Source organism: Nostoc sp. C96 (assembly GCF_059384975.1).
Genome location: NZ_CM182020.1, coordinates 4,536,696 through 4,552,737 on the forward strand (window position 1 = coordinate 4,536,696; position 16,042 = coordinate 4,552,737).

At 41.6% G+C, this 16,042-nt stretch carries 16 protein-coding genes; 6 read left to right on the top strand and 10 right to left on the bottom strand.

The window, feature by feature from the left end:
• The first annotated feature begins 5 nt into the window (after positions 1-5).
• The 3 genes from rpaB (at position 6) to AC504W_RS19385 (ending at position 2,101) form a co-directional block, all read left to right on the top strand.
• Complete coding sequence (gene rpaB / locus AC504W_RS19375) at positions 6-734, top strand: response regulator transcription factor RpaB (protein ID WP_011318678.1); 729 nt, start codon at positions 6-8, stop codon at positions 732-734.
• Positions 735-814: 80 nt separating this feature from the next.
• Positions 815-1,459 (top strand): cofactor assembly of complex C subunit B, encoded by a 645-nt coding sequence (locus AC504W_RS19380; protein ID WP_494873870.1) that lies wholly within the window; start codon positions 815-817, stop codon positions 1,457-1,459.
• 123 nt (positions 1,460-1,582) lie between these two features.
• The gene (locus tag AC504W_RS19385; protein ID WP_096585124.1) at positions 1,583-2,101 is read left to right on the top strand and encodes a DUF456 domain-containing protein; all 519 of its coding nucleotides are present in this window, start codon (positions 1,583-1,585) and stop codon (positions 2,099-2,101) included.
• Here AC504W_RS19385 and AC504W_RS19390 read toward each other — a convergent pair.
• Positions 2,091-2,177, bottom strand: coding sequence for a DUF6888 family protein (locus tag AC504W_RS19390; RefSeq protein WP_494878703.1), 87 nt, complete (start codon positions 2,175-2,177; stop codon positions 2,091-2,093). The genes AC504W_RS19385 and AC504W_RS19390 overlap by 11 nt on opposite strands.
• A gap of 119 nt (positions 2,178-2,296) precedes the next feature.
• Here AC504W_RS19390 and AC504W_RS19395 point away from each other — a divergent pair, with 119 nt between their 5' ends.
• The gene (locus tag AC504W_RS19395; protein WP_494873871.1) at positions 2,297-4,399 is read left to right on the top strand and encodes a protein kinase domain-containing protein; all 2,103 of its coding nucleotides are present in this window, start codon (positions 2,297-2,299) and stop codon (positions 4,397-4,399) included.
• Between the two features lie 164 nt (positions 4,400-4,563).
• Here AC504W_RS19395 and nblB read toward each other — a convergent pair whose 3' ends face one another.
• The 7 genes from nblB to dpsA form a co-directional block, all read right to left on the bottom strand.
• A complete protein-coding gene (gene nblB, locus AC504W_RS19400; RefSeq protein WP_494873872.1) occupies positions 4,564-5,229 on the bottom strand; it encodes a phycobilisome degradation protein NblB in 666 nt (221 codons plus the stop codon).
• Between the two features lie 118 nt (positions 5,230-5,347).
• A complete protein-coding gene (locus AC504W_RS19405; RefSeq protein WP_494873874.1) occupies positions 5,348-5,806 on the bottom strand; it encodes a CBS domain-containing protein in 459 nt (152 codons plus the stop codon).
• A 176-nt stretch (positions 5,807-5,982) separates the two neighbouring features.
• Positions 5,983-6,414 (bottom strand): 8-oxo-dGTP diphosphatase MutT, encoded by a 432-nt coding sequence (gene mutT / locus AC504W_RS19410; protein WP_494873875.1) that lies wholly within the window; start codon positions 6,412-6,414, stop codon positions 5,983-5,985.
• 350 nt (positions 6,415-6,764) lie between these two features.
• The gene (locus AC504W_RS19415) at positions 6,765-7,115 is read right to left on the bottom strand and encodes a DUF760 domain-containing protein (RefSeq protein ID WP_494873876.1); all 351 of its coding nucleotides are present in this window, start codon (positions 7,113-7,115) and stop codon (positions 6,765-6,767) included.
• A gap of 234 nt (positions 7,116-7,349) precedes the next feature.
• The gene (locus AC504W_RS19420) at positions 7,350-8,306 is read right to left on the bottom strand and encodes an RNA polymerase sigma factor, RpoD/SigA family (RefSeq protein WP_494878704.1); all 957 of its coding nucleotides are present in this window, start codon (positions 8,304-8,306) and stop codon (positions 7,350-7,352) included.
• Between the two features lie 758 nt (positions 8,307-9,064).
• Positions 9,065-12,325: a carbamoyl-phosphate synthase large subunit gene (gene carB / locus AC504W_RS19425; protein ID WP_494873877.1), complete on the bottom strand. Its 3,261-nt coding sequence runs from the start codon at positions 12,323-12,325 to the stop codon at positions 9,065-9,067.
• A 602-nt stretch (positions 12,326-12,927) separates the two neighbouring features.
• On the bottom strand, positions 12,928-13,482 hold the full coding sequence (gene dpsA, locus AC504W_RS19430) for a DNA starvation/stress protection protein DpsA (RefSeq protein WP_494873878.1): 555 nt from the start codon (positions 13,480-13,482) through the stop codon (positions 12,928-12,930).
• Between the two features lie 722 nt (positions 13,483-14,204).
• On the opposite strand from dpsA, the gene AC504W_RS19435 reads away from it, so the two are divergent.
• Both AC504W_RS19435 and AC504W_RS19440 read left to right on the top strand, forming a co-directional pair.
• Positions 14,205-14,459, top strand: a complete 255-nt coding sequence (locus tag AC504W_RS19435) for an Asr1405/Asl0597 family protein (protein WP_096579060.1) — start codon at positions 14,205-14,207, stop codon at positions 14,457-14,459.
• A gap of 80 nt (positions 14,460-14,539) precedes the next feature.
• Entirely contained in the window at positions 14,540-15,223 is a 684-nt protein-coding gene (locus AC504W_RS19440; protein ID WP_494873879.1) for a (2Fe-2S) ferredoxin domain-containing protein, read from the top strand.
• 123 nt (positions 15,224-15,346) lie between these two features.
• Here the strand turns inward: AC504W_RS19440 and AC504W_RS19445 are convergent, their stop codons facing one another.
• Complete coding sequence (locus tag AC504W_RS19445) at positions 15,347-15,709, bottom strand: DUF5615 family PIN-like protein (protein WP_494873880.1); 363 nt, start codon at positions 15,707-15,709, stop codon at positions 15,347-15,349.
• The gene (locus tag AC504W_RS19450) at positions 15,706-15,993 is read right to left on the bottom strand and encodes a DUF433 domain-containing protein (protein WP_494873881.1); all 288 of its coding nucleotides are present in this window, start codon (positions 15,991-15,993) and stop codon (positions 15,706-15,708) included. Before AC504W_RS19450 ends, AC504W_RS19445 begins: the two co-directional genes overlap by 4 nt.
• Positions 15,994-16,042 lie beyond the last annotated feature (49 nt).

The following is a 16,042-nucleotide window of genomic DNA, read 5'->3' on the forward strand; positions in this document are numbered from 1 at the left end:
GAAACTTGGAAAGTCATAAAGAAAAAATCCTGGTGGTAGACGATGAAGCCAGCATTCGCCGGATTTTAGAAACGCGCCTTTCTATGATTGGCTACGATGTTGTGACTGCTGGCGACGGCGAGGAAGCGTTAGAAACTTTTCGCAAATCCGATCCTGATTTAGTGGTTTTGGATGTAATGATGCCAAAGCTAGATGGCTACGGCGTGTGTCAAGAATTACGTAAAGAATCAGATGTCCCTATTATTATGCTAACAGCCTTGGGGGACGTTGCCGATCGCATCACTGGGTTAGAATTAGGTGCTGATGACTACGTAGTTAAGCCATTCTCCCCCAAAGAGCTAGAAGCACGGATTCGCTCAGTTTTACGCCGCGTAGATAAAACAGGTGCGTCGGGAATTCCCAGTTCTGGGGTAATTCACGTAGGCAATATCAAAATCGATACCAACAAGCGACAAGTTTACAAAGGTGATGAGCGCATTCGCTTGACGGGAATGGAATTCAGCTTACTAGAATTGCTAGTTAGCCGTTCTGGAGAAGCTTTTTCCCGTTCCGAGATTTTGCAGGAAGTTTGGGGATACACACCAGAACGCCATGTAGATACGCGGGTGGTAGATGTGCATATATCTCGGTTACGAGCAAAACTAGAAGACGATCCCAGTAACCCGGAATTAATACTGACTGCAAGAGGTACGGGTTATTTGTTTCAACGCATAATTGAACCTGGAGAAGAGTAAATAGGCAGAGGAGCAGAGGAGCAGGGGAGCAAAGGAGAATAACTTTTGGCTATGAACAAAAGACAAATGACCATTGACCAATGACCAAACCTGATCCCAATCGAGTTTTGCGCCGTTTACCCATAGTTGTCGGTGGGTTAGGCGCTATACTTTTGCTGATTAATCGGTTATTGACACCAGAACTTACAGAATCCCAATCTCGTGGAGATGTTTTGGGCGTAATTTTGAGTGCTGTGTTAATTTTAACGGGTTTAATTTGGCAGCAAGTACAGCCGCGATCGCCTGATGCTGTTGAACTGATTGGGGAAGAAGGTTTTGTGCTTGCAGATGACTTACCAGAAGCCGTGAAAACAGAACTAGCCTGGGCATCTCGGATGATATTAACTAACACAGTCACGCGATCGCTGGTAGTTGTATATCAAGGCAAAGTTTTGTTACGTCGCGGTATTCTGGGACTTAAATCTGAAGTAGTACCAGGGGCAATCATAAAACGAGTACTGGAAAAACAACAGCCAGTTTATTTAGTTAATTTAAATATCTACCCCGGCAAAATTGAATTTGATTACTTACCCGAAAATACTCAAGGGGTAATTTGTCAACCCATTGGGGATAAAGGCGTGATGATTTTAGGAGCAAATGCACCTAGAAGTTACACCAAACAAGATGAAAATTGGATTGCTGGCATTGCTGATAAATTAGCTGTCACAATTAGTTTGTATATGTAATGGTTTAATTTTTAAACGCAGAGGTAAATGCAGGAAAACCCAAAGTAACCAGAGTATGCTTACAGCTAATTATTTACTTTATTTTCCTATCTTGACTCGTATATTTGAAAAATTTTACAGCTTATGCAAATTATTTATTGGTTATTAATTGCCTTAATGATTGTCGGAATTATTGGCGCTGTAGTCCCAGCCATTCCTGGAAGTAGTTTAATTTTAGCTGCCATTATTATTTGGGGACTTGTTAGTGGTTCTTTCGCAGCAATTAAGATACCTTTAATCGTCACAATTCTAGTTTTGCTTTTAAGTGTCGGAGTTGATTTTTTAGCCAGTTACATAGGAGCAAAACAAGCTGGCGCTAGTAAATGGGGACAAATTGGCGCAGTTGTTGGTTTAGTTTTAGGAATCTTGGGATTATTACCAGCTTTACCCTTTGGCGGGCCATTGTTAGGAATGTTATTTGGGCCGCTAATAGGTGCAATTATTGGTGAATTTATTTACCGCCGAGAATTATGGCCAGCAGTCAAAGCAGGTATTGGAATTGTCGTCGGTACATTAGTAGGGAATTTGATTCAGGGTTTGTTAGCAGTTGCAGCGGTTGCAGTTTTTATAGTCACAACCTGGCCACAAGTATTTAGTGGATGACGAAGTAAGTATTTGATAACATTTGGCAGACACGCACACAGGCTTGTACTTGTTCGTCCGTTGGGTTTATCATCATATCCCTCAGTTGTGACTTATCCCAACGTAACACTCAATATATTAATTATTTTGCGGTAACTACTCAGATTAGTCCATGCTTAAGCGATAATAACTACACCTCCAGACAGATGCACAGTTATGACCTGCTGCCTAGATCCAGCTTGCCACAACCCACCCCATTTTGATGGCGTAGAGTACTGCTCTAGCTGTGGTGCGCCATTAATCGCTTTGAGAAACCGCTACCGTCCAATTCAATCAATCGGTGGCGGGGGATTTGGTAAAACTTATCTAGCAGAAGATATCGACAAACTTAATGAGTCTTGCGTCATCAAGCAATTTGCACCGCAAGTCCAGGGAACAGGCGCACTCAAAAAAGCCACAGAACTATTTGAACAAGAAGCAAAGCGACTGCAACAGTTAGGCAAACATCCGCAAATACCCACACTGTTAGCGTATTTTAATGAAGATAAACGCCTGTACTTGGTACAGGAATTTATTGAAGGACAGAATTTATTAAAAGAATTACAACAGCAAGGACATTTCACTGAAGATAAAGCTAGGGAATTATTGCTGGATTTATTAGATATTCTCAAAACAGTTCATCAACAAAAAGTTATTCACCGCGATATTAAGCCAGAGAATATTATTCGCCACAGTAATGGCAAGTTAGTACTGATTGACTTTGGTGCATCCAAGCAACTGACCGCAACAGCAGTGACGCAAGCAGGAACCCAAATTGGTTCTTTTGGTTATGCACCTATGGAACAAATGCAAGGTGGCGAAGCTTTACCCTCCAGTGATTTATATAGTGTTGGTGCAACTTGCTTTCACCTGTTGAGTGGAACCCACCCTTGGGAGTTATGGAAACGACAAGGTTATGGGTGGGTTTTTAGTTGGAGAGATCATTTGCGACAAGGGGTGAGTCAAGAATTTGGGCAGATGCTAGATAAATTATTGCAAGAAGAATCTCATCACCGTTATGAGTCCGTAGAAGAATTATTAAAGGATTTAAATCCACCACAGCCTTCTGTAACTCACATCCAGCAAGACTTTGCAAACTTCCCACCAACACAATTACCAATACATCAACAACTAGTTTCATTTTCACCATCATCGTCACCAGCCATAGCATCTTTTCAGGATCAAGTACTCACAAAAGAAAAATTAGTAGAGTCACCAGTAAATCCAGAAGTATCATCACAGCAATCGAGACAACATATTAAGTTGGCAAAACACTTGGTGCTGGGTGTTGCTATTACCTTAGTAGGACTTCAAATATATGGTTATGTTCGTTATGGCTTATTTCCGACTAATTCAATAGCTTTAATTAGCCGTGAATTAACTGGTAAAACTAGCGAAATGTTCTTAAGAGGAACTCTCACAGGTCATGTGAAGTCAGTTCGTTTCGTCGTCTTTAGCCCAGATGGTAAAACCCTTGTTAGTGCTAGTCGTGACAACACCATCAAAGTGTGGAATCTGGCAACAGGAAAGGAAATCCGCACCCTGGAAGGGCATACAGATGGTGTGAGTTCTGTGTCCATCAGCCCAGATGGCAACACCCTTGTCAGTGCTAGTCGTGACAAAACCATCAAAGTGTGGAATCTCTTAACAGGAAAGGAAATCCGCACCCTGGAAGGGCATACAGATGGTGTGAGTTCTGTGTCCATCAGCCCAGATGGCAACACCCTTGTCAGTGCTAGTCGTGACAAAACCATCAAAGTGTGGAATCTGGCAACAGGAAAGGAAATCCGCACCCTGGAAGGGCATACAGATGGTGTGAGTTCTGTGTCCATCAGCTCAGATGGCAACACCCTTGTCAGTGCTAGTCGTGACAAAACCATCAAAGTGTGGAATCTGGCAATAGGGAAGGAAATCCGCACCCTGGAAGGGCATACAGATGGTGTGAGTTCTGTGTCCATCAGCCCAGATGGCAACACCCTTGTCAGTGCTAGTAGTGACAAAACCATCAAAGTGTGGAATCTCTTAACAGGAAAGGAAATCCGCACCCTGGAAGGGCATACAGATGGGGTTAGTTCTGTGGCAATTAGTGCAGATGGCAAAACCCTGGCCAGTGCTAGTGGAGACCAAACTATCAAAGTTTGGAATCTCGCAACAGGGAGAGAAATCCGCACACTCACATCTTATTCTGACGGGTTTAGTTCTGTTGCCATCAGCCCAGATGGCAAAACTCTAGCCCGTGGGAGTATGGACAAAACCATCAAAATTTGGAGGCTACCGTAGTCATCACTGAGTTAGTAGATTTTGAGTGCAATTGGCCTGCTGATTAACTATCTCACTCATCACTTCAAGAGTAGTATTAGTATGGCGTTGGTCTTTTAATGTAGTGTTTGCAGTAGATGATCGCACCATTTTTACCAGGTGCGATCTACTATATTGAGGAATAACTAAACAGTCTGTAACGATTTCTGCGCTTCTAGGGCGACTGCTTCAACTTCATCATTTACCAAAGTTTCTAATATAGATTTTGCTTCTGCGCCACCTAACCGTGCTAAAGCTTGGACAACTCTATAGCGCATTTGCCAGTCGGGATTGGTAGAATATGGAGCTAATAAAGGAATTGCTTCCATATTTCCTAAGTCTCCAAAGGAACTGATAGCAGCAGTTTGCACTAATTCGTTTTCGGATGAAAGTGCTTCTTTGAGTAATTTAAAAGAACGCGGATCACCTAACTCGCCTAATGTGGCAATAATGCTGAATTGAACTAACCACTCACCAGTAGAGTGGTAAAGCTGCTCTAAATCTGCAAACGCATCGTGTAGTTTTAGCGCACCTAAACAGTCGGCGGCGGCGGCTTGCACGTCAGCTTCGGGGTCATTGAGCAAGCGATCGCGTAAAATATCCAAAGATAATTGCAAATCTTGTGTACCGAGTGTATCCATTTGACTCACTGCTGAGTACCGCACTCTAGAGTTGCTATCGCCTATAGCAATCTGCACTAGTTCCAAACCAATCACAGGTTCTAAGTCACGGATTTGATTGACAGCACGCAAGCGATCGCCCAAATCCTCAGAACTGAGCATTTGTCTTACCGACTCAGGAGTAATACTCATTTAATAATCCTAATTTCAAAGATGTTTTAAAAAATAGTCCATAGTTAATAGTCAAATGTCCATAGTCAATAGTCAAGAAACTCCTAACTAATGACAAAGGACTAATGACTAATGACTATCAACTTGCTGCCATTGCCCGAATCACATCACCACGGGTAAGAATGCCAACTACTTGACCTTCAGTATCTAATACAGGTAAGCGATGCACATTGCGATCGTGCATCATTTGTGCTGCTTCTTTTAATGTTTTGTTGGGAGAAATTGTTACAGCATTTTTGCTCATAACTTCTCCAACAGTTTGCCCTAATGCTTTATGTAAATCGCGATCGTAAGTAGCAGGATTTTTTAAATAGATGACACTATCCAAAAACATGATGTAAGCAGGTGGAGTTACGCCAGTTTCTTGCCACATCAAATCTGTTTCGGAGATAATCCCCACCAATTGACCGACATCATCCACCACAGGTAGCCCACTGATGCGTTTCTCTGCCAAAATTTGAATGGCTTCCTTCAGAGGAGTTTCCGCCCGCACAACAATCGGGTCACGGCTCATTACGTCGGCAACAGTTTTAGACATTTGCTTGCAGACACCATTTTTTATAGTCCCTGGCATTATTGTAGAAAATTGCCGCCATGAACTGAATTGAGTTAATACATTGTTACTTGTGAACAATCTTGATTAATCATTAGCGATCGCAGTTATTCAGCGATGATGAATCCCAGACCATAATGCTGGATAGTCAAAAGACAGCTTTACTCAGCACTCAACACTTTATACTCAGCACTTTTCAAGGCAGCGATAATTTGACCGTTAGCTTGGGGAAAAGCGTAATTTTCCAGTTCATCTAGGCTTACCCAGCGAATTTCATCACATTCTAACGGTTGGGGAATACCTGCGAGGAAGTGACAGTGATGCACGGTTAAAGTCACGCGCAAATGGGTATAAGTATGGTCAATGGTGATGAGATGGTCTTTCACTGCAATTTCTATACCCAGTTCTTCGGCTATTTCCCGTCGGATACACTCTTCAATTGTTTCTCCTGGCTCAATTTTGCCACCAGGGAATTCCCACAAACCACCCATTGCACCTTGTGGACGACGGCGATCAATTAAAATTTGCTGCTGGTCGTTCCAAATAACAGCGACACCAATAATTTTATGGGGAATAGAACTAATTTCAGTCATAGTTTTATGAGAATGATAGGTGACTGATCAAAAAACTCGGCAGACACTAAATTAGTCTGCCGAGTTTTTTAGATTGATAGTCGAAATTACTTTAATTTATTCAATATTGTCGCAGATGCCGTACAAAGTAACAAGTTATGATTTGATGGCTTTTTAATTAATCTACTATTAGAAATCTATTGAGATTAGCATTGATCAAATCCTCATTGCGTTAGCGATTAGTGGCTGTATTGAAGATGTCGCTAACGCATTACAGGGATTGAGAATTTAGGTAAGGTAGGTTGTCAGGATTCCGCAGGAAACTAATCTGAGTTCTGCACATCGGCTGAGATAAACTCAACAATTTGCCATTACTCTTCAATGTCTTGATGATTGGTTTCCGTACCTTGTAATGCTATGTCAAAGTCCATACGTTGTTCAGCGTTACGTAGGAAATAACCACTAATCATTGCGGAAGCCAGCAAACGGCCAAGGCTCTCCCGACTGGTGGTAATAGTCATATTGAAGTGTTCGGGTGGTAAGTTACCTAACAAACCCACAATGTTGCGTTCCATCACTTGGAAAACTTCGGGAGATGTTGGTTGAGATAACTGGCTAACTGTTTCAGGACTTAATGATTTAACATACTGCCACAGAAAGTTGCTGGTTTCCGATGCGTCGCTATTAAAAAATTCTGACACTCGATTGGATTGGTTACTCACGTTTTACCTCCTGTAGTACCGTTGCTGGCTGCTATGTTTACAACTGAGATAATAAGTGCCTGTCGTTTATTTAACCTAGCTGCCTTTTTGGTGTTCCTGTTAAATAATTTAACAAGCACATTCTCGCTTGGAAGTCGGTGTAACCGTACCAAAACCAGAGTATTTTCTCGCCTAATGGTCATTTGTCATGGGTCATTAGTCATTTGTGAACTACTAATGACAATTGACAATTGACTAACTCGCCAAATACTCATTCATCGCAGCTTTGGATTTGCGGAGTTTGTTTAAAGCTTCCCGTTCGATTTGGCGAACTCGTTCACGGCTGATATTTAAGATTTCACCAATTCTGGCCAGGGTTAAAGCTTGACCATCAATTAACCCAAAGCGTAAGGTGATTACTTCTCGCTGCTGGGGGGTGAGTTCTTCCATGACTCGCTCTAAATCAGATGAAAGAGAGGTTTGCATGACAAACTCTTCGGGAGAAGCGCCTGGGTCTTCTAGCATTTCTCCGAGTTCGGTGTCATAGTTATCTCCCAAGCGCAAATCTAAGGAAAGAGGTAAACGGGCTTTTTCGAGATACTCTCTGACTTGTTTGGGAGTTAGGTCTAGTTCTGTTGCCAATTCTCCTACAGAGGGAGCGCGTCCGAGTTTTTGCGATAACTGACGCTGGGCTTTTTTGATTTTATTGAGTTTTTCTGTGATATGAATGGGTAGGCGAATGGTGCGGGCTTTTTCGGCGATCGCTCGCGTAATTGCTTGGCGAATCCACCAGTAAGCATAAGTAGAAAATCGATAACCTTTGGTGGGGTCGAATTTTTCTACGCCGCGCTGCATTCCAATGCTGCCTTCTTGGATCAGGTCAAGTAAATCAACGTTACGCTTGATATACTTCTTAGCTACAGATACTACTAAGCGCAAATTGGCTTCAACCATTCTTCGTTTAGCAATTTCACCATATGCGATCGCTTCGTTCAAATCGGCTATGTCTAGTTTCGACTCTTTTGCCCACTCTTCTAAAGTCGGTTCACGCCCCAACTGACTAGCTAAGGATTCTCTGACTTCTTGTAAAGCGGTTGAACGCTGTACTTGTTTGCCATAACGAATCTCTTCTTCATGAGTTAACAGTGGTACACGGCCGATCTCACGCAGGTAAGTCCGCACGAGGTCTGTAGCTGTCGGAGCGGTCTTCATGGCGCTACTCATTGGTGTTGTTGGGTTGATTGCTTGAGTCATTCAACTAGTAGATAACTAATAAATAGATGTTTGTTTGGGTGCTGCCCAGTTTGACTGGAAACACATATTAGGTTTACGATTTACGCGTCCGTTGGTGTCGGTTGCTTTTATTAATCAAAAATTACGCTCTTAACTGCTAGAGGTTACAGTTTTTCCTGAGTTTGTACAAGTATCTACGGATAGATAAAGGTAGCTAGAACAACACCTTTTCTCTTTAATCTTTATTAAAAATTGTAACATTTATGAGAAATATTGAAAAGCCCCACAGCCGAAAAATGATTGGAATTGAGAATGGTTGTGATAGGTTAACCACAGTAGTGAATAAACCTTTGTTGCTCATCAAACCAGAATGAGAACTATAGACTATGGTTAAGGGGTAGATAAAAGTCATTTGTTTGCTTTGGCTCTGGTGTGAGGGCTGAAACTCCGACAAATCAACTTTTTGGCGTAAGTATAATTACTTGATGTGGCTGAGAGCGATCGCTCTAGGTTAGTTAATAAATATTCGCAGAGAGAAAAATTAGTTTACTCATATTTGTTAAAATATCGCAATAGTAACTATAATGTTTCTTCTATAATAATTACTTAATTTTCCTTGTAAATACTGCTTTAAGCAGATTCATAAAAAAAGGGTAGGAGACAAGCGAAATCTTTAAACTTCCTCCACACCCTTCATACTCCAGTCAAATTCAGTGCCACGCCGGGCAGAGTTACGACTAACGCCTCAGAGAATAATCTTGGAGAGCTTTTACGTCCAAAGTAGTATTTTGCAGAGAACGGATAGCAGCAACGGTAGCCTTAGCCCCAGCAATGGTAGTGATAATGGGGATTTTGTAAGCTAAGGCTGTGCGACGGATGAGTCTGGCATCAGTTTGCGCTTCTTCGCCGGACGGTGTGTTGATAATTAGTTGAATCTTCTGGTTTTTAATCGCGTCAAGGACGTGGGGACGACCTTCGTGAAGTTTCAGCACCAATTCAACCTTTAATCCATTTTCTTGAAGCGCCTGGCGTGTACCGAAGGTCGCCATGACGGTAAAGCCTAAGTCAATAAATTCCTTGACAACAGGAACGGCCGCGGCTTTGTCGCGATCACTCATGGAGACAAATACAGTACCATTGAGGGGTAAACGCTCACCAGCAGCTAATTCTGCCTTGGCAAAGGCGCGGCCAAAGTCGCTATCTATGCCCATCACCTCACCAGTTGAGCGCATCTCCGGGCCTAATATTGTATCTGTACCTGGGAATTTATTAAACGGTAGAACTGCTTCTTTCACGGCAATATGTGAGGGTATGACTTCCTCAGTAAAGCCTAATTCCTCAAGAGTTTTACCCGACATAATTAAGGATGCCAACTTCGCCAATTGCACACCTGTAGCTTTAGAAACAAAAGGTACAGTCCGGGAAGCGCGGGGGTTAGCTTCGAGAATGTAAACTTGGGGAGAGTATGAGCTAACACCCACCACCGCAAACTGAATATTCATTAGCCCGACTACTGACAATGCTTGCGCCAGTTGGACAGTCCAAGTTCTGATTTGATTAAGAACTGCGGGAGGGAGAGAAATTGATGGTAAAGAACAAGCGGAGTCGCCAGAGTGAATTCCGGCTTGTTCGATATGTTCCATGATGCCACCAATCACCACTCGTCCATTATGATCAGCGATCGCATCTACATCCACTTCGATCGCATTTTCTAAGAACTTATCAATTAAAATCGGATGTTCTGGTTCTACCTGTACCGCAAAGGTCATGTAGCGTTCCAGTTCTGTATCTGAGTAGACAATTTCCATTGCGCGTCCACCTAACACATAACTAGGACGCACCACGACTGGATAACCAATGCGTCTAGCCACAATCAGCGCATCTTCATAACTCCGCGCAATCCCGTTTGGTGGTTGAGCAATATTTAATTGCTTGAGAATTTGCTCAAACCGTTCCCTGTCTTCGGCGGAGTCAATAGAATCTGGGGATGTACCCCAGATTTTAGTGCTGAGTGCTGAGGGATGTTCGCTAAGTGCTTGTTGCAGAGGTAGTGCTAACTTTAATGGGGTTTGTCCGCCGAATTGGACGATGATTCCGACTGGGTTTTCGGCTTCGATGATGTTGAGAACATCTTCTTTAGTTAATGGTTCAAAGTAGAGGCGATCGCTAGTATCGTAGTCTGTAGAAACTGTCTCTGGGTTGGAGTTGACCATGATAGTTTCATAGCCTGCACCTTTTAAAGCGTAGGAAGCGTGACAGCAACAATAGTCAAACTCAATTCCTTGACCGATACGGTTCGGCCCACCACCCAAAATCATCACTTTGGGTTTATCTGAGGGTAAAACTTCGGTTTCTTCTTCGTAGGTGGAATAATAGTAAGGAGTAAACGCCTCAAACTCAGCCGCGCAGGTATCAACAGTTTTGTAAGCTGGTACAATTCCCAATTCTTGACGATAGGCGCGAACTTCATCTTCTGTGGTTTTGGTGGCGAAAGCAATTTGGCGATCGCTAAATCCTTCCCGTTTTACTGCATATAGTTGCTCTTTCGTCAACTGCTTTAACGGTGTGCGCTTGATAAATTTTTCTGTCTCCAACAACTGCTGCATTTTATCTAAAAACCAAGGGTCAATCCCTGTGAGTTCATAGATTTCCTCATTGGTGAGACCTAGTTGCATAGCGTGACGCACAGCAAAAATGCGATCGGGATTCGGTGTCCGCAATAAGGCGCGGATTTGTTCGCCACTGGGTAATTTTTCGGCTTTATCACAACCCCAACCCGCGCGTCCGGTTTCTAAAGAACGCAGCGCCTTTTGGAAGGATTCGTTGAATGTCCGCCCAATCGCCATTGCTTCCCCGACAGATTTCATCTGTGTAGTTAGCACTGGTTCCGAACCGGGGAATTTTTCAAAGGCGAAGCGGGGAATTTTGGTAACTACATAGTCAATTGTTGGTTCAAAGGAGGCGGGGGTTTTTTTGGTGATGTCGTTGTTAATTTCATCTAAGGTGTAGCCCACGGCTAATTTCGCCGCCATCTTAGCTATCGGGAACCCTGTAGCTTTAGAGGCCAAGGCTGAACTGCGAGATACACGGGGGTTCATTTCAATTACCACAACATCCCCAGTCACCGGATTAACAGCGAACTGAATATTAGAACCGCCAGTTTCTACCCCAATCTCGCGGATGATTTTAATGGACATATCCCGCAACCGCTGATATTCTTTGTCGGTGAGGGTTTGAGCGGGTGCAACGGTGATGGAGTCCCCTGTGTGAATCCCCATCGGGTCGAGGTTTTCGATAGAACAGATAATCACCACGTTATCTGCTAAATCGCGCATTACTTCTAATTCATATTCTTTCCAACCGAGGAGAGATTGGTCAATGAGAATTTGCGATACAGGACTCGCATCAATCCCCACTTGCGCCATTTCTTCAAATTCTTCTTGGTTGTAGGCAATACCACCACCAGTTCCCCCCATTGTAAAGGCAGGACGGATAATGAGGGGATAACTACCAATTTTGCGGGCGATCGCTTTGGATTCTTCTAAAGATGAAGCTGTACCACTAGGACAGACATGCACGCCTATCTTGGCCATTGCTTCATTAAATAGTTTGCGGTCTTCCGCTTTTTCGATCGCTGCTAACTTTGCACCAATTAATTCCACATTATATTGATCGAGAACACCGTTTTTAGCTAAAGCAACGGCGAGGTTGAGGGCGGTTTGTCCCCCCATTGTCGGGAGTAAAGCATCTGGACGTTCTTTGGCGATAACTTTAGCAACTAATTCTGGTGTTAACGGCTCAATGTAAGTGCGATCGGCCGTTTCTGGGTCAGTCATAATTGTGGCAGGATTGGAATTGACTAACACCACTTCATAGCCTTCTTCTCGCAACGCTTTACAGGCTTGGGTTCCAGAGTAGTCAAACTCACAAGCCTGTCCAATTACAATTGGGCCAGAGCCTAACAGCAGTATTTTTTTGAGGTCTTGACGGCGGGGCATAGTCTTGGGGTTGGAGTACGAAAATACAAATCCTGATTATTTTAAGGGTGTTTGCCCTCAGTCATGTTGTTTATTATCAAGTTTTCCAGGTGCGATCGCCGCAGCCAGAGAAAAGGTAGTAGGGTAGCAGATGTGTAGTGAAAGATGAACAAACAACAAATTACTATCGACGAATGACTATTGACGAATATATCTCTATTTACTATCTCATGTGCCTGACTCGTCTTTACTAACTCAGTATCCAGATTTTTTTGTGTTTACAGTTTTAATTAATTCTCAAAACCCAAACTCTCAATTATTTGCCAAGAATTTTTATTTAAGTTGCTGCTAAATCTCATAATTTAAATATGAGTTTCCAACTTATATTACTCTTCAACAAGTTATGAAATATTTCTTAAATAAAAATATTTATCATTTACTTAATTGCTAATAATTTTTAATATCTAACTAAATAATAATTTCATCTGGTAATTTTTGGCATATCTAAATAAAAAATGACAGAGATACTGACTACTTCTCTGTCATTTTTTACCTTTTCTTAATGTTCTGTGCTGTCAGATTTTGCCGCAGCAGTATAAAGAATAGACTAGATAATGAGATTTCTAGTTTTGAGCAGGTTGTACAAAACCCAAGGTTAAACTGTCTTTGGCTAAGAAATGAGCTAAATGATAAGCTCGTTCTTCAGTCTTTAACAGAATTTTTTCGTATAAATAGCGTGTCCCACGGTCGCCCAAACTCTCAGCCTGAGCAGCTTGACGACGAATTACATTAATAATTGCTTGTTCGGCGGCTAGGTCATTTTCTACCATTTTGCGCGAAGAATATACGCCATCAGACTCTTGCTCAAAACAGGTTAGTTCTGCCAATTTGCTAAAAGAAGCAGCGGGTACACCACCTAAACCATTAAGTCTTTCGCCAATTTCATGAACGTGATCTTGTACTTCATTGTAACTACTGTTGAAAAACTCATGTAATGAGTAAAATTCTGCACCTTCTACAACAAAATGATGTTTTTGGTATTGCAAGTATAACGCCTGAAAACTAGCTAATAAAACGTTGAGTCCTTCTGTAACTGGAGCAGTAACACTACGGTCTAACAATACAGGATTGTCATAAACCTGACCGAAATTTTGTAACAAAGTTTGTGTATCAGACATAGTTCTCCTCGCTTTTTTGCAGTTACAGTTTTTAACTGCTTAGTTTTTACATATTAACATTCTAAAAATAAAAGCAAGTTCAAAGAATATCATAAATTTCTAAATTTTTTTGTGGCTATAATTGCAAATTTTTGCTTTTTATCGAGTTAATCTGCGCCTACTTCATTAGGCGTATATCTTGAGATTGTAGAAATATTTACTAATAGTAGAAATTACCAAGTAGAAAAATCGCGCATCAGCGAAAACAAGGGAGACATCAGTAAAAAGACAGAAGTCAGGCGCTAGGAGGCAGGATTCAAAAGGGTTTGAGACTAATTCTGCTTTACATTTTCAGTAGAACAACTAGGTTAAATAAGACTATTCTTCATTACCAGTACTCATACCAGCCGAAAGATGGTGGTGTATCGATGACATTGATAGAAACTAAGTGCAGACAGTCATTCTCATCCACAATACTAGTTACCTGAAAATTAAGCTGAAAAAAATTTAAAAAATTTTTGCAAAATTAAAATCAGGTCAAAGCTTGATGACATAAGCGGTTGAGCTTGTGTTTAACCCAAAATTAATGAGAAATTTTCATATTTCCATTAGAGAATAACTGAGAATTGTTCGCACTTAGGTTATCCTTATTTAAAGAAGCTGTAATCCTAAGATTCGTCAGAATCGAGGAGCGAAAGCAAACTAGTTACTGCAAATTTGTCGCACTTTTGAGGGTTCGTCTCTTGAAATCGTTTAGTTCCGGTTCAGAAATAGACCAGAAGTACGTAGTTGAAGTTAATTGGGCAGACCGCTGGCAAGTCTATCAACGTTTAAATGAGTTAGATATTCCCTGTTGCTGTGAGACTAACCAGCCGTTGCAAGTTGAAATTGCTAATCCTTTGGCAATGGTTCAATTTTGGTGTGTGATGCAACGATTTCTCGCCTGCCGTCCAGAACTAATTCAGATTCTTGAGAATAGCTGGCAAAGCCGCTACTGAAAGTAATAAGCAAGGACAGATGTCTGCAAGTTATTACGTGATTAGAACAAAATTATTCAGTAAAAAATAGGGCAAAGAAGATGGGTATAATCTACAGTCAAGAAATTACGGAATTTTGTTTGGAAGGCAGATTTATAGATTTTGTTATTAAAGATGGTTATAAGCTAAAAGGCTTGAAATTAGAAACTTCTGAAGGTGAATGCTATGTAAAGCTGGCTAAACCCTTAAGGGCTGCTTTTGATTTGCGTTTACCCAAAGGTACTTGGCTGCAAGTTGTTGGTACGAAAAAATACGACGAAAAAAAGAGTGAGTATACCCTAAAAGCAGAACGGGTGATGGCTGCACGTTCTGATTTAGGCAGAGTTGCAACCAGCACAGCATTACAGGAACCACCAGCTAGTAATGTGGCTCAAGTCAAACCAGCTAAGACGAAGCAGACAATTTTAATGTGTCAAAAGTCAGACTGTTGGAAACGTGGCGGGAAAGAAGTTTGTCAGGCATTTGAGGCAGCATTGAGCGATCGCGGCCTAGAAGACCAAGTTACTATCAAAGGTACAGGCTGCATGAAAAACTGCAAAGCAGGCCCTAATGTAGTTATGCCAGATAAAACCCGCTACAGCCGCATTCAAACAAAGCAAGTTGCTTCACTAATGGACAAGCACTTTGCTGAAAAGCAGGAAGATAAGCAAACTGATAACTCAGAATTATTACCAATAAAAATCTCTAATTTCAATGAAGTTTCTGTAAAAAATTCTGTAATTTAATGAGAAAATTATAAAGTTAAAAGATTAGTGTGTTCCCTAAAAACTTGGCTACAACTTTTGCAAGGTAGATGCAGGAGTTATAGCTGGGTTTTTTAATATGTTATTGAGTAGCTATTTAGATTACTATTCAGGATAGGCGCTTAAAAAGACTAGCTGATTCTCCATATCTTCAGCAGATTTAGTTGTCATCAACTTCAAAACTCGCCGCATCTGCTCGCCTACTGAATAGTCTTGCATCGAAATAATAATACCTGAATGATTTCTGTTTTCTGTCATGTAAAGACTATGCAACTGGCAGAAATCACCAACATTAAATGTATAAAATACACGCTGCTGTTCAGTTGAGATAGCTAACTGTTCTTCATCACTCAAACCAGTTCTACTTAATTCTCCAACGGTTGTCACATCTACACCCCTTGCTTTTAATGATGCGACAAATCGATGATCCATTGCATCCTCATCTATGAACAACCGTATTTTGCTCATAATGATTGATTCATCGATGCTGCTAGTTGTTCATAACTGGACTTTTCAGCCGTGAGGTACGCTTCAATTTCTGCTCGATTAGCATGATAATAAGTCAATGCTGCATATACTTGCACTAAAGTCAAGTTTCCCATTCTTTCAACTATTTCCTCAGCATTCAGCCCCATTTTGTACCAAGCTGCAACCCTTTGTACAGATATTCTGGTTTCTGCTATGTGAGGACGGCCACCAAGTGTTCCAGGTGTACGAACAATCAATGTACCAATGTCTGTGAAGGTTTGCATTCACTAAATTCCTCTGTTTTAACCTTGATCATAAATCAACAGTTTGATA